The organism is Micromonospora sp. CPCC 206171 (genome assembly GCF_036906755.1).
GTDB classification, from domain to species: Bacteria; Actinomycetota; Actinomycetes; order Mycobacteriales; family Micromonosporaceae; genus Micromonospora; species Micromonospora purpureochromogenes.
In genome coordinates, this window is sequence record NZ_JBAKHT010000004.1 from 1 (window position 1) to 23,123 (window position 23,123).

Sequence of the window (23,123 nt, forward strand, 5' to 3'; positions counted from 1 at the left end):
GCGCCCGCCGCGGTGGCGCCCGCCGCCCGGGCCGGGACGCTCGTCGGGGCGGCGACCGGCGCTCCCGGCGCCGGCCCGGCCGCCACGCCCGTCTCCCCCGGCCCGTCCGGCGCTGCCCAGCCCCCGGCGTCCCTGCCGGGCGGCCTCACGTCGGCCCTGGCCGGCGTCCGGGCCCGGCTGGCCCACTTCCGGGGTACGGCGAGCCGGGGCGAGCGGCTGCTGGCCGGCACGGTCGGCGGGCTGGTGCTGGTGGAACTGCTCGTCGCGCTGCTGGCCGAGCCCAACAACTTCGACTCGCAGACCTACCACCTGCCGAAGGTGGAGCACTGGGTCGCCCAGGGCAGCCTGGACTTCTGGCCCACCGCGATCCACCGGCAGGTGACCATCCCGCCGGGTGCGGAGTACCTGCTGCTGCACCTGCGCCTGCTGACCGGCGGCGACGCGCTGCACAACCTGGTGCAGTGGGCCGCCGCGCTGGGCTGCCTGGTGGTGGCGACCCGGGTCGTCGCGCAGCTCGGCGGCGGGCGGCGGGCCCAGCTGCTCACCGCGTTCCTGCTGGCCACCACGCCGATGGTGGCGCTCCAGGCGACCAGCACGCAGACCGACCTGGTGGCCGCCGCCTGGGCCGGCTGCGCCGGGACGCTGGCGCTGGACGGGCTGCGCCGGCGCGCGGACGTCGGGAGCCTGCTCGCGCTCGGCGCGGCCACCGGCCTGACCGCGCTGACCAAGACCAGCGGCCTGCTCGCGGTCGGACCGCTGCTGGTCCTCTGGGGAGTCGCCCAGCTCCGGTTGGCGTTCCGCCCGGCGTCGGCGGACATGGTTCCAGTTTCGGAGACGGGCGGCGCGGGCTCGGCGTCGACCAGCCCGGTGCCGGCGGACTCGGGCTTGGCGGGCTCGACGCCGACGGGCTCGACGTCAGCCGGTGCGGGGTCTGCCGGGGAGGGTCGTGGCGGCGCCGGGGTGGTGCGGACGGTCGCCGGATCGCTGCTGGTGCTGTTGGTCGCGGCGGCGGTGGTGGGCCCGTTCCTGGCTCGGGTGACCGTCGAGTTCGGTCATCCGCTCGGCCCGCCCCGACTCCGCGAGTCCATCCCGATGGAACGGCACGACCCAGCGTCGATCCTGGTCAACGCGCTGCGGATCGGCCACACCGCGTTCGACACCCCGCTCGCGCCGCTGCGCGCCGGCACGGCCGGGGCGATCACGGACGGCTCGCGGGCGATCGGCGTCGACCCGCAGGACCGGGCGATCACCTTCGGCCGGGAGGTGTTCCCGGTGCCGGCCTGGTACCCGGACGAGGACCGGGTGGCGTTCCCGCTGGCCGGCACGCTGGCGCTGCTGGGGGCGGTGTTCGCGCTGGCCCGGCCGGCCCGGATCAGCCCGACCGGGCCGGCGGCCCTGCGGGCGTACGCGGTCGCGGTGGTGGTGGCCGTCGGGCTGCACACCGCGACGATCAAGTGGCAGCCCTGGGGGAACCGCCTGCTGCTCTACGCGCTGGTGGCCGCCGTGCCGCTGGCCGGGCTCTGGCTGGACGCGCTGCTGCGGCGCCGGCTCGCCCCCGGGCGGCGGTCGGTGGCGGCCGGGCTGGTGGTGAGCATGCTGGCCGCCTCCGCGCTGGCCGGGGTGCTGGCACTGTCGTACGGCTTCCCGCGCCGGTTGGTCGGCGCCGGCTCGGTCTTCACCACCTCCGAGTGGGACACCCGCTTCCTGCGCCGGCCGCAGTGGGCCGAGGAGTTCCGTTGGGCCGCGGCGGCGGTACGGGCCGGCGACGCCCGCCGGATCGGACTGGTGCAGCAGAACGACAACTGGGAGTACCCCTGGTGGCTGCTGCTGCGCGACGAGGCGGGCCGCTCCCCGGAGCTGGTGGCGTTGCAGTCGGTGCTGCCCGACCGGCCGCCGGCCGACCCGGCCTCGACGGACGCGATCGTCTGCACCGGCAGCCGTACGGCGTGCGCCAAGCTGGTGCCGGCGGGCTGGACGCTGGAGTTCCGCGGCTACGTCGGCTACGCCCTGCCGCCCGGCCGCTGACCCGGCGGGGCGGTGCCGGAGGACGAGACCGCACGCGCCGCGCAGATGGCGGAAACCTTTCCGAGACATATTCACATCCGTGCATCGCCCGCGTTACCGTCCGGTAACTCGATCGACATCCCGCGATCGAGCGGAAAGGAGTGCGTCGATGCTTGGCACCCCCACCAGGCGCGCACCGGCGATCCGACGGCGGGCCCTCACCGTCGTCTCCGCCGCCGCCCTCGTCCTGCCCATGCTCCTCGGGCCGGCGTCCTCGGCCACCGCCGCCGACCGTCCGACCGTCCAGCCACTCCCGACGAACCTCGAAGCGGTCCGCGCCGCCGAGGCCAGCGCGCTCTACGGCTCACCGGAGATCCGGCCGCTGGAGCAGCGCCGCACCGCCCTGGTCACCATGGGCGACAGCGAGATCTCCGGCGAGGGTGTGGGCAACTACGTGCCCGGCACCCACCAGAACGGCAACTGGTGCGACCGCTCGTACGACCAGGCGGTGTTCCGCACCGGCATCGCCGCCGACGAGAAGTACAACATCGCCTGCTCCGGGGCCACCCCGTGGAACCTCATCGCCGGCGGCCCCACCCAGCACAACGAGCTCAACCAGGGCGACTACCTGGCGATCAAGGCACGCAACACGCACGTCAAGCTGATCTGGGTGGTCGTCGGCGCCAACGGCGACGGCACGATCCAGTTCGGACCGGTCGCCACCGACTGCGCCGTACGCCGGGTCTTCTTCCAGGGCCCCTGCTACCCGACCTACACCGACCAGTGGACCATCCGCACCGACGGCAGCCGGCGCGCGGTCCAGGAGGCGCTCACCTCCATCCGGCAGACCATGACCAACGCCGGCTACCTGGGGTCGGACTACGAGCTGGTGCTGATGTCGTACCCCAGCCCGGGCAGCCCGGACGTGGAGGACAACCCGAACTTCCCCGGCTGGTACGCCGGCGGCTGCCTGCTCTACCTCGCCGACGCCGCGTTCGCGCGGAACAAGGCGGTGCCGCTGTTCGAGTCGGCGCTGCGGGCGGCGGCCACCAACACCGGCACCCGCTACCTCGACGCCAGCCGGCTCTTCCACGGCCACGAGGTCTGCACCGACAACACCTCGGTCCGCGGCCTCTACATCGAGGTGGGGATCTGGGACGAGAACGCCGCCCGGCAGTCGTTCCACCCCAACATCCGTGGACACGGCATGTTCGCCCAGTGCATCACCCAGTTCTGGAACGCGGGCCTCCAGCGAGCCACCTGCGTCGACCCGGCCAGCACCGGCACCGGCGTGCTCCAGCCCGGGCTGCTGGAGTTCAAGCAGCTGCGCAACGCCGCCACCGGCACCTGCGTGGACGGCCGCGGGTACGACTCGCGCAACGGCACCGTCCAGCAGTCGTACGCCTGCCACGGCGGCCGTAATCAGGGCTTCTGGTACGACCCGGCCCGCCGGTCGCTGCACTCGGAGCTGTCGCACGACCGCTGCCTGGACGTGGCGGGCGGCTCGCTGACCGCCGGCACGGCAATCAACAGCTACGACTGTCACGGCGGCGCCAACCAGAAGTTCGTCTTCGCCGGCAACCAGCTCAGGCCGGCCGGCGCGACCAACCTCTGCGTGGCGTTCGACAACCCGTGGCTGGGTACCCCGCGGCTGCGGCTGGCCGGCTGCTCCACCAGCAGCCGGCAGCAGTGGTCCTTCGAGTCCCGGTCGTTCGCCAACCCCGTCGGGTACGGGCACGACGACTTCATCGGGTCCCGGGTCTACTGACCGCGCGGAGCCGGCGCGGTGATCCGCGCCGGCTCCGTCGACGGGTCTGCCCGCCCTACTGCTGCTTGACCGGCACCACGATCAACCGGGCGACGGTGGCGTCGCCGTCCTTGGCACCGGCGACACCGATCCTCGTGCCGACCTTGACGTCGCTCGACTGGATCGTCGTCCGCCGCTCGATCACCCGGAGCTTGTCGCCGAACGTCCAGGTCAGCGTGAAGCCGTCGGTGGACTTGACGGTCACCGAGTCACCGTCGACCGCGGTGACCTCGCCGCGCTGCACCACGACGGTCTTCGTGCCGCCGTCCCTGGTCTGCACGACGGCCTCACCGTGCAGGGTGTTCTTCCGCAGCAGCACCCGGGCCTGGCGACGCTTGCGCCACTCCTCGGCCCGCTCACCGCGCTTGCCCTTCGGGCCGGCCTCCGGCTCGGCCGATCCGGAGGCTGACGGCGCGGCAGCGGCCACCAGTTCCAGCTCGGTCGGGTCGAAGCCCATGGCGGCGAGCGCCTGGCCCTCCACGCCCATCGCCGCGGCGACGTCGACCGCGGCCTGCTGCGCCGTACCGTCGGCGACCTGGGCCGGGCCGCAGCCGGTGAGGCCCAGCGCGACCGCCGCGAGCAGCGACGTGGTGGCGACGGCCAATCCCTGACGTGCCATGACACTCCCTCTCGTCCGTGGTGCTCACAGCGTCGCGCGGCCCGATGGGCGCCGCGTCAGGCCGATGTTCGGGTCAGGTAAGGATGGGCGGGCAGCCGGACGGTGAACGCCGCCCCGCCCTCGGCGGCGTGCCCGGCGGCGATCTCCCCGCCCAGCCGGCGGACCAGCCCGGCGGCGAGCGCCAGCCCGAGTCCGCTGCCCACCTTGCGCACCCCCCGGTAGCGCTGGTGCAGCGCCCCGCGCTCGAAGGCCACCGCCAGGTCGTCGTCGGTGAAGCCAGGCCCGCCGTCGCGGACCTCCACCACCCCGCCGGCCGCCGGGTCCGCGCCCGCCGGCCGGACCGCGAGCACCACCGGCGCCCCCGGGGGTACGACCCGCAGCGCGTTCTCCAGCAGCCCGTCCACCACCTGCCGGATCCGCCCCGGATCGGTGTACGCGGGCACCGGCCGGTCCGGCGCCTCCAGCCGGAACGGCACCCCGACCGCCGCGCACCGGTCCGACCAGGTGCGCTCGGCGTCGACGGCCAGCCGGGTGAGGTCGACCGGGACCGGTTCCAGCGGGAAGTCGGCCGCCTCCAGCCGGGCCAGCGCCAGCAGATCGCTGACCAGCCGGTCCAGGTGCTCCGCCTCGGCGAGCATGGTCCGCCCGGTGCCCGGCGCCTCGTCCGCGCCGATCACCCCGTCGGCCAGCGCCTCGGCCCAGCCGCGAATCGCGGTCAACGGGGTGCGCAGCTCGTGCGAGACGGAGAGCAGGAACTCCCGTTGCCGTCCCTCGCTGGTGGCCAGCGCGGCGGCCAGCCCGTTCAGCGCGTACGCCAGGTCGGCGACCTCGTCCGGCGGCTCCACCGGTACGCGTACCGCCCGGTCGCCGGCGCGCAGCCGGGCGGCGGCGTCGGCGGCGTGCCGGATCGGCCGGGCCAGCCGGCGGGCGAGGAGCAGTCCGGCGGCGAGCCCGGCGGCGAGCCCGGCGAGCAGCGGCAGCCAGAGACTGCGCAGCACTTCCCGCCAGGGGCCGCTGGTGGTGGCGCGGGTGAGCACCACGCCGTCCCCGTCGGGCAGGGCCCGCCCCTCCACCAGGGCACGCCGGCCGTCGACCAGCCGGCGACCGGAGACGTCCTTGCCGGCGGTGATCCGGTTCACCACCTGCCGGGGCAGCCCGGGGCGGTCGACCGTGCCGGCGCGCACGACGTACACCTCGATCTCCTGCTGGCGGAGCTGGCGGATCAGCCGGTCCCCGGCGGCGTCCCGCTGCCGCACGGGGCGTACCCGCAGCACGTCGGCGGCGAGGCGGGCCTGCGCGGCGAGCGCCGCCTGGTCGCGGCGCTCCGCGCCGCGTACCGCGAGGGGGACCGCGACCAGGGCGGTGACCAGCACGGAGACCAGGGCCACCGCGCAGGTGACCAGGACCGCGCGGGCGGTGAGGGTGTCGGTGATCCGGCGACGCCGGGGCGTGGGGGCGGGCCGGGGCCCGAGCACCGGCAGCGCCACGGTGGGCTCGTGCGGCCGGTCGGGGCGCGATCGGCCGGGGTCAGCCATCGGCCGCGTACCCGACGCCACGGTGGGTGCGGATCACACTGGCCGCGCCGAGCTTGGCCCGAACCTGCGCCACGTGCACGTCGACGGTGCGGGTGCCGGCGTGCGCCGCGTACCCCCAGACCCCGGCCAGCAGTTCCTCCCGGGTGAAGACCCGGCCCGGTCGGGCCATCAGGTGGGCGAGCAGGTCGAACTCGGTGGAGGTGAGCTGGACCGGGTCACCGCCGGCGGTGACCGTGCGGCGGGCCGGGTCGAGGGTGACCGCGCCGACCGTCCGGGCGCGCTCCACTGCCTCGGGCGCGCCGGAGGTGCGGCGCAGCACCGCGCGGACCCGGGCGACGAGTTCGCGGGGACTGAACGGCTTGGTGACGTAGTCGTCCGCGCCGAGTTCCAGGCCGACGATCCGGTCGACCTCGTCGTCGCGGGCGGTGAGGAAGATGACCGGCGTCCAGTCGCCGGCCTCGCGCAGCCGGCGGCAGATCTCCGTGCCGGCCAGGCCGGGCAGCGTGATGTCGAGTACGCAGGCCACCGGGCGCAGCCGGCGGGCGGCGGCCAGGCCGGCCGTGCCGTCCCGTTCCAGGTGCACGCCGAAGCCGTCCCGGCCCAGGTAGAGCCGGACCAGGTCGGCGATGGCCGGCTCGTCCTCCACCACGAGGACGAGTCCGCGCTGCGGGGCGTCGACGGTCACCGGCCCATGATGACCGACCGGCGGTCACCGGCGACGTGCGGCTGTGTTCGGGTCAGGTAAGGATGCGGTCAGCGGGCCGGTACGGGCCGCAGCGCCGGACCGCCGGCGGCGGCGGGCGCCTCGCCGATGGTGGCGACGACCCGCTCCTTCGGCGTGCGCAGCCGGGTACGGAACGCGTGGTTGAGCAGCGTGTCGAGCTGCCACACCTGCTTCGGGTGCTGGGTGTGGATGACGAACCGCTCACGGACGCCGTCGATCGCGGTGGCGGCTAGGTCGACCGACTGCGAGCGCGGGTCCGGGCTCCAGGTGACGTTGCTCAGCTCGCGCAGTTCGGTGTTGAGGTGCAGGCGGAGCCGGTGCAGCACCCGGGTCTGCTGGGTGACCACCATCCGGCGGTGGGTGAGCAGGAGGAGGTATTCGCCGGCCACCGGCCGGTCGGGGCGACCGCACCGGGCGACCAGGATGGTGGCGTCGCCGGAGCCCACGCACTGCCGGAAGATCGGCATGTGCCGGCTCACGGTCTGCACCGCCAGGCCGGTCTCGGCGGCGGCCGGGAGGAACGTTCGGGAGAAGACGTCCATGACCTGCCCAACGAGCCGTGACCTGGGGTGACGTGGGTCACTACCGACTTTTGGAAGTTCCACGACCCCCTGTCGCACCGCCTGTCCGTCATCGGCGGGACGGACGCGAGAACGGCTCGGGTCAGCGGGTCGAGCGGGTCGTACGGAACGGCCCGAACCCGGCGGCGCGGGAACTGGGCCGGGTCGGCGTCACCGTCGCCGACCGGTACCGGGTCATCGGCACCTCGAGGTCGAGGTAGTCGCTGTCGATGTTGAGCTTGACGCCGCCCCAGGTCTCGTAGTGGTCGCCCTGGTACTGCTTCATCCGCCGCTTCGGCACCCAGTGGTTCGCCGGGATGGTCGGGTCCGACGTCGTCCGCACGCCGTCCCAGTTGGCGAAGTCCAGCACGTCGGGCCGGATGTGACCGGGCTGGGAGTAGGCGCCGACGTGGTCCGGGAGGCCGGCGGAGCGGGTGTTGGTGTAGAGGCCGGACAGATAGCCGTGGTCGTGCAGGCGGGCGGTCCACGCGCTGGTGAACTGCAGGACCGCGGTCGAGCATGCGGCGGCGCCCGAGGGGTAGCGCTCCAGGTCCAGGATGATCGTGCTCTGCACCGCGAGGTCGAGGCCCCGGGCCCTGGTCACGGCGTCGTCGGCCGCCGCCCGCCCCTGCGCCGCCGCCTGCGCCGGGTCGATCCGCCGCTGGTACGTCGAGCACGGCGCCTGGAGGCCGACGTAGAGCGGGAAGAACCGCCAGCCCTTGGCCTGCTGGTCGGCCACCCACTCCTTGGTGAGGTTCGGCTGTGCGCAGCCCCGGTTGACCCCGCCGATGTAGATCCCGATCGCCCGGTACGGCGACTGGAGCCAGGCCGTCATCTGGGCGCCGGAGGGGGCGGCGCAGGTGTCGAAGCCCAGGCCGGTGAAGGTGCCCGGGTGCGGCCCCGTGTAGCCGGCCGCCCGAGCCGGGCGGTCGGTGGCGGCGAGCCCGGCGGTGGCGAGAAGCATCCCGGCCACGGCGGCGGTGAGCATCCGACGGGCGGCCCGCCGCAGACCCGACGGAGCGGAGGTGATCGTCACGGATTCCCCGTTCTGGTGAAGGTCATCGGACGGCGGAGCGGGCGTGGACACGCGCTCAACACCGACCGGGGGGAATCCTGCCTGGCCCACGACGTGCTGTCCACCCCGTCGGCGTCCATTTCGGAGCCGCCGGGATATCGGTCCCGCGCCGGGCAGTCGACGGTCAGACCGGCAGCGGGGCGAAGAGTTCCTCGAGCCAGCCGGGCACCGCCTCGGCGTACTCGGCGCGGGCCGGGTCGGGGGTGACCAGGGCGCGCTGCCAGGACAGCGCCCGGCTGACCGTGGTCACCCGCATCGCCAGCGCGGCGGCCTCCCGCAGCGCGGCCCGGTCGTACCGGTCGGTCCACGCCTCCAGGTACGCGTCCCGCAGCCGCAGCAGCGCCGGGTCGTCGGGGGACAGTTCGCCGGCGTACGCCACGGAGCGCAGCGTCACCAGCAGCGTGCCGAAGGGGTGGGCGACGGAGGCGTCCCCCCAGTCGAAGAAGCGGTACCCGTCGGCGGCGACGAAGACGTTGCCGTCGTGCAGGTCGTCGTGCTGGATGCTCGCCGGCACCCCGAAGTCCGCCAGCCGCCCGCAGAGCGCCTCGAACTCGCCCCGGTACGCCCGCAGCCGCTGGTGCAGTTCCGGGTCCATCCCGTTCTCCGCGCCGAGCAGCAGCGCCTCCTCGTCGTCCAGCAGCACCTCGAACCGCCGCGGCAGCTCCTCCGGCCGGTGGTCGGGCACCCCGAGGGCGAGCAGTCGCTGCGCGTGCGGCGCGACGGTGAGTTGGAGGGCCGCGTACCCGGGCAGCAGCCGCTCCCAGCGGGACAGGTCCGGCTCGGCGGCGAGCGTGTCCCGCAGGCTCGGGCCGCCGTCGGGCAGCAGGGACCAGCCGCGCCCGGCGTCCACGGCGATCGGGTGCAGCACCCGGTCCGGGGTGAGCCGGGCCAGCTCGGCCAGGAGCTCCGCCTCGTGCCGGGTGCCGGGGTTGTTGGCCTTGAACCAGACGTCCCCGCTGTCGGTGGGCACCCGCCAGACCAGCGACCAGGGCCGCACCCGGGGTTCGACCGGGCCGGTCACCCGGCGACCGCTCCGGTCGAGCCGGTCGGCCACCCACTGAAGGGCGGCCACCTGCCAGTGCGGGTCGGCCCAGCCGGTCCGCGGCGTCGAGGTCTCGGTCACGCCGCGAAATCTAGGCCGTCGCCGGTGGCGGAGTCACGCGTATTCCGCCCGCACCGGCGACGGCCCGTCGTGGCCGAGGCCGTCAGAGCAGCTCGACGATGGTGGCGTTGGCCATGCCGCCGCCCTCGCACATGGTCTGCAGGCCGTACCGGATGCCGTTGTCGCGCATGTGCTGGAGCATGGTGGTCATGATCCGGGCGCCGCTGGCGCCGAGCGGGTGGCCGAGGGCGATCGCGCCGCCCCGCGGGTTGAGCCGGTCCGGGTCCGCCTCGGTCTCGGCCAGCCAGGCCAGCGGCACCGGGGCGAACGCCTCGTTCACCTCGTACACCCCGATCTCCTCGATGCCCAGCCCCGCGCGGCGCAGCGCCTTCGCGGTGGCCGGGATCGGCGCGGTGAGCATGGTGACCGGGTCGTCGGCGGCGACCACGGCGGTGTGGATGCGGGCCAGCGGTCGCAGGCCGTGCCGGCTGGCCCACTCGCTGGTGGTGACGGCGAGCGCGGCCGCGCCGTCGGAGATCTGCGAGGCGGACCCGGCGGTGACCACGCCGTCGGCGCGGAACGGGGTCTTCAGCTCGCCGAGCTTCTCCAGCGAGGTGTCCCGGCGGATGCCCTCGTCGGCGGCGAACTTGCCGCCGTCGGCGAGCGCCACCGGGGCCAGCTCGGGGTCGAACGCGCCGGCGTCCTGCGCGGCGGCCGCCTTCTCGTGGCTGGCCAGCGCGAACTCGTCGAGCTGGGTACGGGAGAAGCGCCAGCGCGCGGCGATCAGCTCGGCGCCCACGCCCTGGTTGAACGGCAGCGGCTCGTCCCCGGCGAAGCCCTCGACGCCCCGGTAGCGGTCGCGGAGCTGGTCGCTGAACGGCATCCCGCCGGCCACGCTGGAGCCCATCGGCACCCGGGTCATCGACTCGACGCCACCGGCGACCACCAGGTCGGCCTGGCCGGAGGCGACCGCGGCGGCGGCGAAGTGCAGCGCCTGCTGGCTGGACCCGCACTGCCGGTCCACGGTGGTGCCGGGGACCGACTCGGGCCAGCCGGCGGCGAGCACGCCGTTGCGGGCGATGTTCCAGGACTGCTCACCGACCTGGGACACACAGCCCCAGACCACGTCGTCGACCTGGCCGGGCTCGATGCCGGTGCGCTCGGCGAGCGCGCGCAGCACGTGCGCCGAGAGGTCGACCGGGTGCACGGCGGACAGGCTGCCCTTGCGCCGCCCCACCGGGGTGCGTACGGCGCCGACGATGACTGCGTCACTCATATCTACTCCCCGGTAACCTGGCTGCCGTCGATACTACGTCCTCCGGGAGCCGGTGTCGTCCGCCCCCGACAGTCGGCCGCGTCCGGCTGGCATGCTGGACCCGTGCAGCCTCCATCGTCCCCATCCCACCAGTGGCGGGTCCCGCCGGCCCTGCCGGTGGTGAAGCTGGTCGGCGCGGTGCTGCTGGCCGCGCTCGGCCTGCTGCTCTCCGACGGTGACCGGGTCCAGGCGGTGCTGACCGTCGCGGTCGCCGCCGGCCTGGTCGGCTGGGCGCTGCGCGACCTGCTCGCCCCGGTCCGCCTCGCCGCCGACCCGACGGGGATCACCGTCATCCGCGGGTACGCCGGCCGGCGGCACCTGCCCTGGCCGGCCGTCGAGGCGATCACGGTGGACCGGCGGTCCCGGCTCGGGCTGTCCACCGAGACCCTGGAGATCGACGCCGGGGAGTCGCTGCACCTCTTCGGCCGGTACGACCTGGGTGCCCCGCCCGACGAGGTGGCCGGGACGCTCCGGTCGGTCCGGGCCGCCGCCCACCACTGAGCAGCGGCTCAGCCGACGAGCATCGGGCAGCGGCTCAGCCGGTCAGCATCGAGCAACGGCTCAGCCGGTCAGCATCGCGGTGCGGACGATCACCAGGCCGAGCAGCGCCACCAGGATGACCGCCGTACCGGCGGCCTGGAAGACCGACCGGCGCATGCGCGGCGCGTACGCCAGCACCCAACCCATCGCCGCGCCGGTGACCAGGCCGCCGATGTGGCCCGGGATGGAGATGTTCGGCACGGTGAAGGTGAAGATCAGGTTGATCACCAGGACCGGCACGATCGCCGAGGTGTCCCGGCCCAGCCGCCGCATGATCACGAAGACTGCGGCGAAGAGCCCGAAGATCGCGGTGGACGCGCCGGCCGACGCCGCGTTCGGTTCGCTGAACAGGTAGGCCGCGACGTTGCCGCCGAGGCCGGCGACCAGGTAGAGCCCGAGGAAGCGCAACGGCCCGAGCAGGGCCTCCAGGTCCCGGCCGAGCACCCAGAGCGCCCACATGTTCAGCAGCAGGTGCACCAGGCCGTAGTGCAGGAACATCGCGGTGACCAGGCGGTACCACTCGCCGGCCGCCACGCCGTGCGGCTCCCCGAACGGGACGTAGGAGGCGTAGCTCAGCACCGCGCCCCACTGGGTCAGCGGCGTGCCCCCGCCGAGCAGCCCGCCCAGGCCGGAGCCGCCGGCCATCGCGTCGCCGCCCCGGTCGCTGAGGATCGACAGCACCATGGCCAGCACGTTCACCGCGATCAGGGTGCGGGTGACGAGGCCGCGGCGGCCGGCCGCACCGCCACCGAAGGCGGTACGCGCCGGCCGCACGCTGCGGCGTCCCTCGTTCACGCACTCCGGGCACTGGTGGCCGACGGAGGCCTCCCGCATGCACTCCGGACAGATCGGCCGGTCGCAGCGGGTGCAGCGGACGTACGTCTCCCGGTCGGGGTGGCGGTAGCAGACCGGAGTGGTCGGCACCGGCCCGCCGGTGGCGTCGCCGGCCGGCCCGGGGCGTTCAGTCATGCGTGCAAAGGTACCTCGGCAGGACGATCAGGCCGGGGTGCGCTCGATCTCGACCCGCTCGATCACGACGTCCTGCAGCGGCCGGTCGCTCGGACCGGTCGGCGTGTTCGCGATCGCGTCCACCACCTTCGCCGACTGCTCGTCGGCGACCTGGCCGAAGATGGTGTGCCGGTTGTTGAGGTGCGGGGTCGGCGACACCGTGATGAAGAACTGCGAGCCGTTGGTGCCCGGCCCGGCGTTCGCCATCGCCAGCAGGTACGGCCGGTCGAAGCGCAGCTCCGGGTGGAACTCGTCGCCGAACTTGTAACCCGGACCACCGCGGCCGGTGCCGGTCGGGTCGCCCATCTGGACCATGAAGCCGCTGATCACCCGGTGCGAGATGGTGCCGTCGTAGTACGGCCCGCTGCCCGGCTGACCCGTGCGCGGGTCGGTGTATTCCTTGTTGCCCTCCGCCAGGTCGACGAAGTTGCGGACGGTCTTCGGAGCGTGGTTGGGGAAGAGCTCCAGCCGGATCGAGCCAGCGTTGGTGTGCAAGGTGGCGTAGACAGCCTCGGCCACGGGTACTCCTCACTCGTTGGTCAGTTCCATGCGGATCCTCCCATGTGCCCGATCTGGCAGTGCGGAGGCATCCGAAGGTGGAGGATGACGAAGGAACAACTCCCAGGAGGTGGGACCGTGTTTGGAATCGGGCGGCGCAAGACCCAGGGGCAGCTCGCGAAGGCTGAGCTCAACCAGGGCATCGGTCACCTGAGGCAGGCCGCCACGTACGCGGCGAAGGGTGCCGGCGCCACGGTCGGGCCGCGGGCCGTCATCGCGCGGGACCGGGCGTCCAGCGGTTTCGCGTCGACGCTCGCGGCGCTCGCGCCGCTGGCCCTGGCGGTCCGCAACGCCCAGGCACAGACCGCGGGCAAGGCCCTCACCGGCCGGAAGGCCGCCGCCACGCAGCCGGCGATGAGCAGGAAGGCCAAGGCCAGGAACCTGAAGGCCGCGAAGAAGAAGCAGAAGAAGAGCGGGTCGATGATGACGGGTCTGCTGGCCGCCGGCGCGGTCGCCGGTGTGGCCGGCGCGATGGCCATGCGCCGCCGCCGCGAGCAGCAGGAGTGGGCGGAGTACGACCCGACCCAGGGCGTGGAGACCGTCCGCGACGAGGTGGACACCCTGGTCATCGAGACCCCGTCGGCGAACGGAGGCAAGGTGACCGATTCGTCCACGATGTCCAGCGGTGCCGGCACGGCCGGTGGCCCCACCGGCGCGGGCAGCTCAGCGGTGGCCGGCGGCGACAGCGCCTCGACCACCACCCCCGGCACCCAGCCGACGATCCACGGCAACGACAAGGTCCCCTCGGTCGCCGAGGGCGCCACGGACGTCTCCGGCCGTCCGGCGGACGACCTGAGCAAGGCGCTCGGCAAGAACGGCGCCAAGTCCAGCAGCCGTCGCTGACCAGGCGGATCGCCGGCGGCGCGGGAGGCGACTCCCGCGCCGCCAGCGTGTCCGGGGTCCGTCGCGCGCCGGCCGGACCGGCCCGGCCCTCGTCGGCGCGGATCGCCGGCGTACGGGTCAGAGCCAGCCGTTGCGGCGGAACCAGCGGTACAGGGCCAGCGAGATGCCGAGCATCAGGGCCAGCACGCCCGGGTAGCCGTAGGTCCACTTCAGCTCGGGCATGTTCTCGAAGTTCATGCCGTAGACCCCGGCGAACGCGGTCCAGACCGCGGCGATGGCGGCCCAGGCGGCGATCTTGCGCATGTCGTTGTTCTGGTCGACGGTGACCTGCGCCAGCCGCGCCTGGAGGATGGAGTTGAGCAGGTCGTCGTAGGAGTTGACCTGCTCGACGGTGCGGCTGAGGTGGTCCTGCACGTCCCGGAAGTAGCGTCGCACCTCCTGCGGCACCTCCCGGTTCACCTGCGCGGTGAGGGTCAGCAGCGGCCGCTGCAACGGGATCACCGCCCGCTTGAACTCCACCAGCTCCCGCTTCATCTGGTAGATCCGCTGGATCCGGCCGCTGCTCTGCCGGTCGAAGACGTCGGCCTCCAGCACGTCCAGGTCGTCCTCCAGCTGGTCGGCCACCTCCAGGTAGAGGTCCACCACCCGGTCGGTGACCGCGTACGCCACCGCCCACGGACCGTGCAGCAGCAGGTCCCGCTTGGCCTCCAGGTCGGCGCGGACCGGGGCGAGCCGGCAGGCGTCGCCGTGCCGGACGCTGATCAGGAAGTTCGGCCCGATGAAGAGCATCACCTGGCCGGTCTCGACCACCTCGGAGTTCTCGGTCAGCTCCGCGTGCTCGCAGTAGCGGGCTGTGCGCAGCACCAGGAAGGTGACGTCGCCGAAGCGCTCCAGCTTGGGGCGCTGCTGGGCCTTGACCGCGTCCTCGACCGCCAGCTCGTGCAGGCCGTACGTCTCCGCGATGGCGGTCATCTCGGCCAGCTCCGGCTCGTGCAGGCCGAGCCAGACGAAGGCGTTGCGGTCGCCGCGGGCCGCCTCCAGCGCATCGGCGTAGTGCCACTGGCCGGGCTGGCGCTCCCCGTCGACGTAGAGCCCGCAGTCCACCACGCCGCTGCGCCCGGGCCCGGCCGGGCCCGGGATGCGGGGGGAACCGTCGGCGTTGAGGATGCGGGACATCGCCCGGACCGGCGCCGTCCAGGCGCGGGGGCTGAGCACCCGCCCGGCGTGCTGGTTCGTCGACCGCTCCCGCTGGACCCGGTCCGTCATGGCGTCCCCCTCCCCACGCTGCTGCGGCTTGCAGGCTACGCCCCCGCCGGCCGCGCTGCCCCTCGCCGGCCGGCCCGCCGGCAGCTTCGGTGATCATGCGGTGTGCTGCCAATACGTCCGATCGGACGGAATCCGCCGCCACCGGAGCAAGATCAGGGAAGGGGTGGCGCCGGGTGGGCCGCGCCGCGTTCAGGGGGGTGAGGGGGCGATGCGGCCCACCCGGCGCCGGTGGGGGCGGGGGTGATGCTGGGCGGCGTCGCGCGTACGGGCGGCGCGACCGGTGGCCCGGCCGCGCGTGGGCAGGTGAGCGACGCTCGCAGCATTGTGAGCCGCCGGCCGGCCCGAGGGGTGCCCCGGCCCGGCCGGCATCGCCAGATTGTCGGAAACCCGACAGATATTCAGCCCCGGACGGCGGCCACGGCCTCCGCCAGCCGGCGGACGCCCTCGTCGATCCGGTCCGCCGTGACGGCGGAGAAGGCCAGCCGGAGCGCGTGCTGCCCGCCGTCGACCATGAAGTCGCTGCCCTTGACCACGGCGACGCCCCGCTCGGCGGCGGCCGGGGCGAGCCGGGCCACGTCCACGTCCGCCGGGAACTCCACCCAGAGGAAGTAGCCGCCGTCCGGCTCGACGAAGCTGGCCTCGGGGAGGTGCCGGCGCAGCGACTCGGCGAGCACCCGGGCCCGCTCGCCGAGAGCGGTCGACACGGTCTCGATCGACCGATCGATCTCGCCCGAGACGCAGAACTGGTGCACGATCGCCTCGGAGACCATCCCGGGCGAGATGTAGAGGCTGGTCGCCTTCTTGGCGATGTCGGCGATCAGATCCGCCGACCCGACCAGGTAGCCGACCCGGACGCCCGGGCAGACCGTCTTGGTGAAGCTGGAGGCGTGCACCACCACGTTGCGGGTGTCGAGCGAGAGCATCGACGGCAGCGCTTCGCCCCGGAACCGGATGTCGGCGTACGGGTCGTCCTCGAAGATCGTGAACTCGTACTCGACGGCCAGGTCGAGCAGTTCGCGGCGCTTCTCCAGCGAGAGCGTCACGCCGGCCGGGTTCTGGTAGTTCGGGATGACGTGGGCCAGCCGGGGTCGCACCCCGGACTCCAGCAGCTTGCGCAGCTCGGCGGTGTCGAGGCCGTCCGGCTGGATCGAGACGCCGTGGATCTCGCCGCCCATCCGCTGCAGGTTGAGCAGGGTGCGGTCGTAGGTGGGACGCTCCACCACCACCGCGTCACCGCGGCGGACCAGGTGGTCGAAGAGGAACGCGTCCGCCTGGAGCGAGCCGTTGGTGATCAACACCTGATCCGCCTCGACGCCGTGCTTCTCGGCGATCCACTTCCGCAGGGGTGGGTACCCCACGGAGGTGCCGTACGCCGTGATCCCGGCGGGGTCGGCGTCGAAGGCACGGACGGCGGCTGCCTTGAGACCCTCGACATCGACGATGTCCAGCGAGGGAGCTCCACGGGCGAACGAGATCAGCTGCTCGGCGGTCATGCGCACGAGCCTAGGGCCTGTCCCGGCCGGTCCGACCGGCATACACGCCAAGTTCAACATGCGGGCAGATGATCGACCGGCGGACGTGAGCGGGACTCTCGTCGACGGGTTGTTCGGGCCGGTCAGGGGCCGCCGCGACAGGTGCGGACGACCCCCGGCCGGGACTCAGCCCACGGTGAGCCGCTGCTGCGACCAGACCCGCATGAGGTCGCGTACGGAGATCACCCCGGCCACCTCCCGGCCGTCGAGCACCACCAGGTGACGGAAGCCGCCCCGGGCCATCGCCGCGGCCGCCTCCTCCACCGTCCAATCCGGACCGGCGTAGACGACGTCCCAGCTCACGTGCGCCCTGGTGCGTTCCACGTCGCAGTCCAGCCCGGCCCCGATCGCGTTGAGCACATCCCGTTCGGTCATGATCCCGACCCCTTCGGAGTCCGGGTCGATCACCACTGCCGAGCCGACCCGGCGGGCCGACATCATCTGGGCGGCCTGCCGGAGCGTGTGCTCCGGACCCACCATGAGCACCTGGTTGGACATAGCTTCCCGAACCTGCATCACGCATCACCCCTTTGGGACGGCGGCACCCGGTACCCACATGGTGGGCCCCGTGGCAGACCGGGACAAGACCGGGCATCGGCGCGACCGACGCCCGCTCGCTACTGTCGAGGCGTGCCCCCCGCCCCTCTTCGCTGCGCAGGCGCCCTGACCGCCGACCACGACGGCCGGCTCCTCCTCCGGCGCCGGCCTCCCGAGCGGAGCCTCTTTCCCAGAGCCTGGGACATCACCGACGGCCAGGCGGGACCGGGCAAGAACGCCGTCACCGCGCTGGACGACCGCCCGCCCGCCTGCGTCGCCGCGCCGCGGTCGACCCGTTCGTGAACTCCGGCGTCGAGCTGGCGCCGCACCGGTTCGCCGGGCTGGTCGCCCCGGCGGTCGACCGGACCTTCGTCGCCGGCATGCTCGCCGGCCGCGACGGCGGCGGCGCCGAGCTGAGCCAGCGGTACGGCGGGCCGGCCGCCACCGGCTTCCTGGTCGAGTTCCGCACCCGGCTCGCCGCGCCGGGCGGCACGGTCGACGGGGCCGGCTTCGCCGCCGTCACCCGCTACCGGGATCCGGCCGCCTGCCAGCGTGCCCTGGACAAACAGGTGGCGCACGGGATGATCGTCCGCCAGCCGGACGGCGGTTTCGCCGCCACCGAGCGCGGTACCGACTTCCTCACCGAGATCTGCCAGGTGCACGGCGAGGTCACCGAGGAACTGTGGGCCGGGCACGACGACCGGGTGCTGCGCCTGGTCGAGGCGTTCGGCCGGCTGCTGGCGTACGCGCTGCTGCTCGCCGGGGAGCCGGACGCCGAACCGACGCCCGCGTTCGCCACCATGGCCCCGCCGTACGAGCCGGACGGCACACCGCCCGGGGTGCTCCTGCTGAACCGGCTCGGCACGCTGCGTTACCACCGGGCCGACGCGCACGCCGCCGCGTGGACCGCCGCCGGGCACACCGCGTCGAGCATCAGCGAGCTGTCAGAGGGGCCGGAGCGCCGGGCGATCGAGCTGGAGACCGACCGCCGCGCGGCCGGCCCGTACGCGGCGCTCACCGCCGAGGAGCGGCTCGCGGTGCTGGCCGACCTGGCCGCCCTGCCCGGTTGACGGCAGCCCCGCCGTCACACGGGGCTATCCTCCACGGTGACCTGGAGTCGTACGAGGGAGGACCCCGCATGATCGGGATGGTGCTCGCGGCCGGTGCGGGGCGCCGACTGCGCCCGTACACCGACACCCTGCCCAAGGCGCTGGTGCCGGTGGACGGTGAGACCACCATCCTGGACATCGCGCTGCGCAACCTCGCCGAGGTCGGGCTCACCGAGATCGTGATCGTGGTCGGGTACGCCGCCGACGCGGTCGTCGAGCGCCAGGCGGCGCTGGAGGAGCGCTACGGTGTCCGGCTCACCCTCGTGCACAACGACAAGGCCGAGGAGTGGAACAACGCGTACTCGCTCTGGCTGGCGCGGGAGCACTTCGCCCGGGGCGTGCTGCTGGTCAACGGCGACACCGTGCACCCGGTGAGCGTGGAGAAGACCCTGCTCGCCGAGCGCGGGCCGGGCATCCTGCTGGCGATCGACAACATCAAGGCGCTGGCCGAGGAGGAGATGAAGACCACCTTCGACGCCGCCGGCCAGCTCACCCGGATCACCAAGATCATGGATCCGGGCGAGGCGTACGGGGAGTACATCGGCGCGACGCTGATCGAGCCGCAGGTGGCCGACGCCCTCGCCGACGCGCTGGAGGCGACCTGGCGGCGTGACCCCAACCTCTACTACGAGGACGGCTACCAGGAGTTCGCCGACCGGGGCGGCGAGGTGCGCGCGGCGCCGATCGGCGACGTCTCCTGGGTCGAGGTCGACAACCACGCCGACCTGGCCCGGGCGCGGGAGATCGCGTGCCGCTACTAGCTCGTACGGTGCTGACCCCGCTGCACATCGACGTGCGGCGCGGGGCGGTGGCCGACCTCGCCGCGATCCTCGCCGACGGGCGGATCTCCGCCGGCGGCGACGTGGCCGTGGTGGTGGGGCCGGGGCAGGGCGAGCAGATCGCCGAGCTGATCCGGCCGTCGCTGCGGTCGGCCGACGTGTTCACCGTCGCCGGCGGCACCCTGCAGGCCGCCGACGACCTGGGCAGCAAGCTCCGCGCCCGCTCGTACGACGCGGTGGTCGGCATCGGTGGCGGCAAGACGATAGACGTCGCCAAGTACGCCGCCACCCGGCGTGGACTGCCCATGGTCACCATGGCCACCAGCCTGGCCAACGACGGGATCGCCTCCCCGGTCGCCAGCCTGGTCAGCGAGGGGATCAAGGGCTCCTACGGAGTGCATATCCCGATCGCGGTCATCGTCGACCTGGACTTCGTGGAGAGCGGCCCGGAACGGCACAACCGGGCGGGCATCGGCGATGCGGTGAGCAACATCAGCGCGCTGGCCGACTGGGAGTTGGCCCGGCAGGTCCGGGGCGAGCCGGTCGACGGCCTGGCCGCCTCGCTGGCCCGGATGGGTGCCGAGGCGGTCCTCAACCACCCGGGCGACGTCACCGACGACGCCTTCGTCACCGTGCTCGCCGAGGCGCTCATCTCCAGCGGCCTGGCGATGGCGGTCTGCGGCACCAGCCGGCCGGCCAGCGGCGGCTGCCACGAGATCATGCACGCCGTCGACGCGCTCTTCCCCGACACCGCCTCGCACGGTGAGCTGGCCGGGCTCGGGGCGTTGTTCTGCACCTGGCTGCGCGGCGACCGGCGGCGCTTCATCGAGATGTCGGCCTGCCTGGCCCGGCACCAGCTGCCCCGCCTCCCCGCCGACGTGGGGCTGACCGACGACCAGTTCGTCGAGGCCGTGCAGTTCGCGCCCTCCACCCGGCCGGACCGGTACACCATCCTCGAACACCTGGCGATGTCGCCTACCGAGACGCGGGAGCGGCTGGCAGACTACGCCGGTGCAATCCGCGACCACTGTGGCTGAGCCCCGTCCCACCGTTGCCGACTTCCACCGGGTCAACCGGGGTGGCGGCCTGTTCAGCGAGTCGCTCAGCCAGTGGCTCGGCGCGGTCTTCGCGCTGGTCGCCCAGCGCCTCGGGCTGCGCCCGACGGCGCTGACCATCGCCAACCTGGTGCTCGGGCTGGCCACCTCGGTGGCCGTGGTGGCGCTCGCCGGCCCGGTCGCCGCCGGCGACGTACCGGCCTGGGTGGTCGGGCTGGCCGCGCTGGTCGGCTGGCAGGTCGCGTACTCGCTGGACTGCGCCGACGGTCAGTTGGCCCGGGTGACCGGGCAGGGCAGCGCGGCGGGCGCCCGGGTGGATGTGCTCTGCGACGTGGCCGCCCAGATCGCGCTGGTGGCCGCCCTGGCGGCGACCGCCGTGGCGCAGCGGCCGGAGACGCCGACCTGGCTGGTCGCGGTCTTCGCCGGCACCTGGATGGTCAACCTGGTGACCTCGGTGATGCAGGCCGGCCCGAACGCCGCCAGCATGGTCACCTCGACCTCGCTGCCGGTACGCCTGGTGAAGCTGGTCCGCGACTACGGCGCGGTGATCTTCGTGGCCGCGCTGGTCCTGATGCTCGCCCCGGCCCTCACCTTCTGGGTGATCATCGCCTTCACGATCGTCAACGGCGGCTTCCTCCTAACCAGCATCGCCTTCTCCGCCCGCGCCTCCCTCCGCTGACCCCACCCCTCCCACCCCGGCCTGCCCCTCGCCGCTCTTTCAGAGAAAGAGTGGCTATCGGAGCCGAAATAGCGACTCGTTCTCTGAAAGTGCACGTGGAAGGCGGGCGCGTGGGGAGCGCGCGCGGGGGTGGGTCAGGGGTGGGTGACGGAGGCGTAGATGTCGAGGAGGCGCTTGGTGACGACGTCGGGGTGGAAGGTCTGCTCGTAGCGGAGGCGGGCCGGTCCCGACAGGGCGGCGGCGCCGGCGCGGGCGAGCGGGAGGGCGGCGGCCATCGCGGCCGGCTCCGGCGGGACCACCCAGCCGGCGGTGCCGGTCACCACGCCGGGGGGCAGCGGCGCGACGCCCCCGCCGGGGACCGCGGAGGCGATCTCCGCCGGCCCGGTGCCGGCCGGCTCGCGGGGACCGTCCGCCCCGACCAGGTACGGGATGCCGCCGAGCGCGGTGCCGAGCACCGGCCGCCCGCTGGCCAGCGCTTCGATGATCACGGTGGGCAGGACGTCGTGCCACATCGACGCGGCGATCACCACCGCGCTCGCCTCGACCGCGGCGCGTACCCCGGCCCGGTCGAGCTGGCCCAGGTAGACCACGTCGGCGCGCTCCGCGGCGGCCGCCTCGACCAACGGTCGCAGCTCGCCGTCACCGGCGACGCGCAGGGTGCCCAGCGTGCCCACCGGGTGCCGGCGCCACGCCGCCAGCAGCAGGTCAAGGCCCTTCTCCGGGGTGAGCCGGGCCATGTAGAGGAACCCGTCGCCGAGCGGGGCCGGCCGGCCCGGGTCGGGCACCGAGTTGGGCTTGACCACGATCCGCTCGTCCGGGATGCCGTAGTCGCGCAGGTGGTCGGCGATCGCCGAGGTGAGCGCGATGAACCGGTCGACCGAGCGCCAGGTGCCCCGGTGCACGGCCAGGGTGGTCGCCATCAGCGCGCTCTGCGCGCGGGAGTTGCGGTAGCAGCGGTGCACGACCGCCGGCACGCCGAGCGCCCGGCCCTTGCAGTCCTGGCAGATCATCCCGTCCCGGAAGTAGATCCCGGAGGAGCAGACCTGGCGGTAGTTGTGCACCGTCTGCACCACCGGCACGCCGTGCCGGTGCGCGGTCCGCACCACCCAGGGCGAGATCAGCGGGTACGGGTTGTGCAGGTGCAGCACGTCGGGGCGGTGCGCGGTGAGCAGCCGGGACAGGTCCTCCTGGGCGCGCGGGGCCCAGATCGGGGAGATCGGCAGCAGCGCCTTGGCCGCCTTCGACATCGACGGGATCTCGTCGGAGCTGCGGATGAACGGCAGCACCTCGACGCCGGCGTCCGCCAGCTGGGCGATCTCCGAGTCGACGATCGTGTTCTCGCCGGAGGGCTGGGCTTCCCGGTACCGGTTGTGCGCCACCACGATTCTCACGGGAAAGAAGGCTACCGTTGGAACGTGCCCGAACTACCGGAGGTGGAGGCGCTCGCGGGTTACCTGCGTGAGCGCGCGGTGGGGCGGCGGATCGACCGGGTCGAGGTCGCCGCGATCAGCGCCCTGAAGACGTACGACCCGGCGCCCTCGGCGCTGTCGGGCCGGGCGGTGGTGGACGCCCGTCGGCACGGCAAGTTCCTCGACGTGGTGGTCGACGGCGGCCTGCACCTGGTGGTGCACCTGGCCCGGGCGGGCTGGCTGCACTACCGGGAGGCGTTCCCGTCCACCACCCCGCTGCGCCCCGGCAAGGGCCCGATCGCCCTGCGGGTCCGCCTCGACGACGGCTCCGGCTTCGACCTGACCGAGGCGGGCACCCAGAAGAAGCTGGCGGTGTACCTGGTGACCGATCCGGCGCAGGTGCCCGGGGTGGCCAAACTCGGGCCGGACGCGCTCGGCGCCGACCTGCCCACCTTCGCCGAGCGGCTGCGCAGCCGGCGGGGCCAGGTGAAGGGGGTGCTGACCGACCAGGCGGTGCTCTCCGGGGTCGGCAACGCGTACTCCGACGAGATCCTGCACGCGGCGAAGCTCTCACCGTTCGCGATCACCGACCGGCTCACCGACGACCAGCTGGCCGCGCTGCACGCGGCGACCCGGGCGGTGCTCGGTGACGCGGTCCGCCGCTCGCTGGGTCAGCGGGCGGCGGAGCTGAAGGGCGAGAAGCGCTCCGGCCTGAAGGTGCACGCCCGGACCGGCCTGCCCTGTCCGGTCTGTGGCGACACGGTGCGGGAGGTGTCCTTCGCCGATTCGAGCCTGCAGTACTGCCCGACCTGTCAGACCGGCGGAAAGCCCCTCGCTGACCGTCGGTTGTCCCGTCTCGTACGGTGAGTAATGACACTCGGTGATTACGGAGAGGAATCGTCCCGGGCGCGTGGAAGCTGCCCGTCCGCGCCTCTACCGGGGCCGCCATCCATCGGTATAGTGGCTCGGTCCCCGGCTTCGAAAACTGACGTGAAGTCGGCCGGATCCCTGCTGGCAACACCAGGCGCCATGTCCTTCGGGTCAGCGTCCGGCCCACTGACAGCGTG

Annotated in this window: 22 protein-coding genes; 9 read left to right on the plus strand and 13 right to left on the minus strand. The window is 73.7% G+C overall.

The features are described from left to right. Together V6U89_RS07045 and V6U89_RS07050 are read left to right on the plus strand one after the other, a co-directional pair. Positions 1-2,025, plus strand: a 2,025-nt coding sequence (locus tag V6U89_RS07045) for a hypothetical protein (protein WP_442933882.1), incomplete at its 5' end; no start/stop codon positions are given. A 148-nt stretch (positions 2,026-2,173) separates the two neighbouring features. Beyond that, entirely contained in the window at positions 2,174-3,772 is a 1,599-nt protein-coding gene (locus tag V6U89_RS07050) for a ricin-type beta-trefoil lectin domain protein (protein ID WP_334569853.1), read from the plus strand. 55 nt (positions 3,773-3,827) lie between these two features. Here the strand turns inward: V6U89_RS07050 and V6U89_RS07055 are convergent, their stop codons facing one another. The 7 genes from V6U89_RS07055 to V6U89_RS07085 all read right to left on the minus strand — a co-directional run bounded on the left by V6U89_RS07055 (position 3,828) and on the right by V6U89_RS07085 (position 10,702). Continuing rightward, positions 3,828-4,430: a hypothetical protein gene (locus V6U89_RS07055; RefSeq protein ID WP_334569855.1), complete on the minus strand. Its 603-nt coding sequence runs from the start codon at positions 4,428-4,430 to the stop codon at positions 3,828-3,830. A gap of 56 nt (positions 4,431-4,486) precedes the next feature. Continuing rightward, complete coding sequence (locus tag V6U89_RS07060) at positions 4,487-5,965, minus strand: sensor histidine kinase (RefSeq protein WP_334569856.1); 1,479 nt, start codon at positions 5,963-5,965, stop codon at positions 4,487-4,489. Next, positions 5,958-6,650, minus strand: a complete 693-nt coding sequence (locus V6U89_RS07065) for a response regulator transcription factor (protein ID WP_334569857.1) — start codon at positions 6,648-6,650, stop codon at positions 5,958-5,960. Before V6U89_RS07065 ends, V6U89_RS07060 begins: the two co-directional genes overlap by 8 nt. 68 nt (positions 6,651-6,718) lie before the next feature. Beyond that, entirely contained in the window at positions 6,719-7,231 is a 513-nt protein-coding gene (locus V6U89_RS07070) for a hypothetical protein (protein WP_334569858.1), read from the minus strand. 121 nt (positions 7,232-7,352) lie between these two features. Then, complete coding sequence (locus tag V6U89_RS07075; RefSeq protein WP_334569860.1) at positions 7,353-8,285, minus strand: DUF1906 domain-containing protein; 933 nt, start codon at positions 8,283-8,285, stop codon at positions 7,353-7,355. A gap of 163 nt (positions 8,286-8,448) precedes the next feature. Next, on the minus strand, positions 8,449-9,447 hold the full coding sequence (locus V6U89_RS07080; RefSeq protein WP_334569862.1) for a phosphotransferase family protein: 999 nt from the start codon (positions 9,445-9,447) through the stop codon (positions 8,449-8,451). An 82-nt stretch (positions 9,448-9,529) separates the two neighbouring features. Continuing rightward, positions 9,530-10,702, minus strand: a complete 1,173-nt coding sequence (locus V6U89_RS07085) for a thiolase family protein (RefSeq protein WP_334569863.1) — start codon at positions 10,700-10,702, stop codon at positions 9,530-9,532. Between the two features lie 102 nt (positions 10,703-10,804). On the opposite strand from V6U89_RS07085, the gene V6U89_RS07090 reads away from it, so the two are divergent. Further along, positions 10,805-11,242, plus strand: a complete 438-nt coding sequence (locus tag V6U89_RS07090; protein ID WP_334569865.1) for a PH domain-containing protein — start codon at positions 10,805-10,807, stop codon at positions 11,240-11,242. 60 nt (positions 11,243-11,302) lie between these two features. Here the strand turns inward: V6U89_RS07090 and V6U89_RS07095 are convergent, their stop codons facing one another. Together V6U89_RS07095 and V6U89_RS07100 are read right to left on the minus strand one after the other, a co-directional pair. Beyond that, positions 11,303-12,250, minus strand: a complete 948-nt coding sequence (locus V6U89_RS07095) for a rhomboid family intramembrane serine protease (RefSeq protein WP_334569866.1) — start codon at positions 12,248-12,250, stop codon at positions 11,303-11,305. A gap of 27 nt (positions 12,251-12,277) precedes the next feature. Then, positions 12,278-12,808: a peptidylprolyl isomerase gene (locus tag V6U89_RS07100; protein ID WP_280839038.1), complete on the minus strand. Its 531-nt coding sequence runs from the start codon at positions 12,806-12,808 to the stop codon at positions 12,278-12,280. An 84-nt stretch (positions 12,809-12,892) separates the two neighbouring features. On the opposite strand from V6U89_RS07100, the gene V6U89_RS07105 reads away from it, so the two are divergent. Next, entirely contained in the window at positions 12,893-13,690 is a 798-nt protein-coding gene (locus tag V6U89_RS07105) for a hypothetical protein (protein ID WP_334569867.1), read from the plus strand. Between the two features lie 117 nt (positions 13,691-13,807). Here the strand turns inward: V6U89_RS07105 and corA are convergent, their stop codons facing one another. The 3 genes from corA to V6U89_RS07120 all read right to left on the minus strand — a co-directional run bounded on the left by corA (position 13,808) and on the right by V6U89_RS07120 (position 17,004). Further along, positions 13,808-14,956 (minus strand): magnesium/cobalt transporter CorA, encoded by a 1,149-nt coding sequence (corA, locus tag V6U89_RS07110; protein ID WP_334569868.1) that lies wholly within the window; start codon positions 14,954-14,956, stop codon positions 13,808-13,810. A 398-nt stretch (positions 14,957-15,354) separates the two neighbouring features. After that, a complete protein-coding gene (locus V6U89_RS07115; RefSeq protein ID WP_334569869.1) occupies positions 15,355-16,449 on the minus strand; it encodes an aminotransferase-like domain-containing protein in 1,095 nt (364 codons plus the stop codon). Positions 16,450-16,614: 165 nt separating this feature from the next. After that, on the minus strand, positions 16,615-17,004 hold the full coding sequence (locus V6U89_RS07120) for a CBS domain-containing protein (protein WP_088959774.1): 390 nt from the start codon (positions 17,002-17,004) through the stop codon (positions 16,615-16,617). A gap of 320 nt (positions 17,005-17,324) precedes the next feature. Here V6U89_RS07120 and V6U89_RS07125 point away from each other — a divergent pair, with 320 nt between their 5' ends. The 4 genes from V6U89_RS07125 (at position 17,325) to V6U89_RS07140 (ending at position 20,647) form a co-directional block, all read left to right on the plus strand. After that, positions 17,325-18,095 carry a hypothetical protein gene (locus V6U89_RS07125; RefSeq protein ID WP_334569870.1) on the plus strand — a complete coding sequence of 257 codons (771 nt, stop codon included), beginning with the start codon at positions 17,325-17,327 and terminating at the stop codon, positions 18,093-18,095. A 68-nt stretch (positions 18,096-18,163) separates the two neighbouring features. Further along, the gene (locus V6U89_RS07130; protein WP_334569872.1) at positions 18,164-18,895 is read left to right on the plus strand and encodes a phosphocholine cytidylyltransferase family protein; all 732 of its coding nucleotides are present in this window, start codon (positions 18,164-18,166) and stop codon (positions 18,893-18,895) included. Next, the gene (locus tag V6U89_RS07135) at positions 18,883-19,950 is read left to right on the plus strand and encodes an iron-containing alcohol dehydrogenase family protein (RefSeq protein ID WP_334569873.1); all 1,068 of its coding nucleotides are present in this window, start codon (positions 18,883-18,885) and stop codon (positions 19,948-19,950) included. Before V6U89_RS07130 ends, V6U89_RS07135 begins: the two co-directional genes overlap by 13 nt. Beyond that, complete coding sequence (locus V6U89_RS07140; protein ID WP_334569874.1) at positions 19,925-20,647, plus strand: CDP-alcohol phosphatidyltransferase family protein; 723 nt, start codon at positions 19,925-19,927, stop codon at positions 20,645-20,647. The genes V6U89_RS07135 and V6U89_RS07140 overlap by 26 nt, the downstream gene beginning before the upstream one ends. 134 nt (positions 20,648-20,781) lie before the next feature. On the opposite strand, the gene V6U89_RS07145 is transcribed toward V6U89_RS07140, so the two are convergent. Next, on the minus strand, positions 20,782-22,038 hold the full coding sequence (locus tag V6U89_RS07145) for a glycosyltransferase family 4 protein (RefSeq protein ID WP_334569875.1): 1,257 nt from the start codon (positions 22,036-22,038) through the stop codon (positions 20,782-20,784). A 24-nt stretch (positions 22,039-22,062) separates the two neighbouring features. Here V6U89_RS07145 and V6U89_RS07150 point away from each other — a divergent pair, with 24 nt between their 5' ends. Next, entirely contained in the window at positions 22,063-22,923 is an 861-nt protein-coding gene (locus V6U89_RS07150; RefSeq protein WP_334569876.1) for an Fpg/Nei family DNA glycosylase, read from the plus strand. Positions 22,924-23,123 lie beyond the last annotated feature (200 nt).

What these genes read in the sequence shown, in the direction of transcription:
- V6U89_RS07050 (WP_334569853.1), top strand. Translation starts at nt 2,174, where the DNA reads ATGCTTGGCACCCCCACCAGGCGCGCACCGGCGATCCGACGGCGGGCC.
- V6U89_RS07055 (WP_334569855.1), bottom strand. Translation starts at nt 4,430, where the DNA reads ATGGCACGTCAGGGATTGGCCGTCGCCACCACGTCGCTGCTCGCGGCG.
- V6U89_RS07060 (WP_334569856.1), bottom strand. Translation starts at nt 5,965, where the DNA reads ATGGCTGACCCCGGCCGATCGCGCCCCGACCGGCCGCACGAGCCCACC.
- V6U89_RS07070 (WP_334569858.1), bottom strand. Translation starts at nt 7,231, where the DNA reads ATGGACGTCTTCTCCCGAACGTTCCTCCCGGCCGCCGCCGAGACCGGC.
- V6U89_RS07085 (WP_334569863.1), bottom strand. Translation starts at nt 10,702, where the DNA reads ATGAGTGACGCAGTCATCGTCGGCGCCGTACGCACCCCGGTGGGGCGG.
- V6U89_RS07095 (WP_334569866.1), bottom strand. Translation starts at nt 12,250, where the DNA reads ATGACTGAACGCCCCGGGCCGGCCGGCGACGCCACCGGCGGGCCGGTG.
- V6U89_RS07105 (WP_334569867.1), top strand. Translation starts at nt 12,893, where the DNA reads ATGACGAAGGAACAACTCCCAGGAGGTGGGACCGTGTTTGGAATCGGG.
- corA (WP_334569868.1), bottom strand. Translation starts at nt 14,956, where the DNA reads ATGACGGACCGGGTCCAGCGGGAGCGGTCGACGAACCAGCACGCCGGG.
- V6U89_RS07115 (WP_334569869.1), bottom strand. Translation starts at nt 16,449, where the DNA reads ATGACCGCCGAGCAGCTGATCTCGTTCGCCCGTGGAGCTCCCTCGCTG.
- V6U89_RS07120 (WP_088959774.1), bottom strand. Translation starts at nt 17,004, where the DNA reads ATGCAGGTTCGGGAAGCTATGTCCAACCAGGTGCTCATGGTGGGTCCG.
- V6U89_RS07130 (WP_334569872.1), top strand. Translation starts at nt 18,164, where the DNA reads ATGATCGGGATGGTGCTCGCGGCCGGTGCGGGGCGCCGACTGCGCCCG.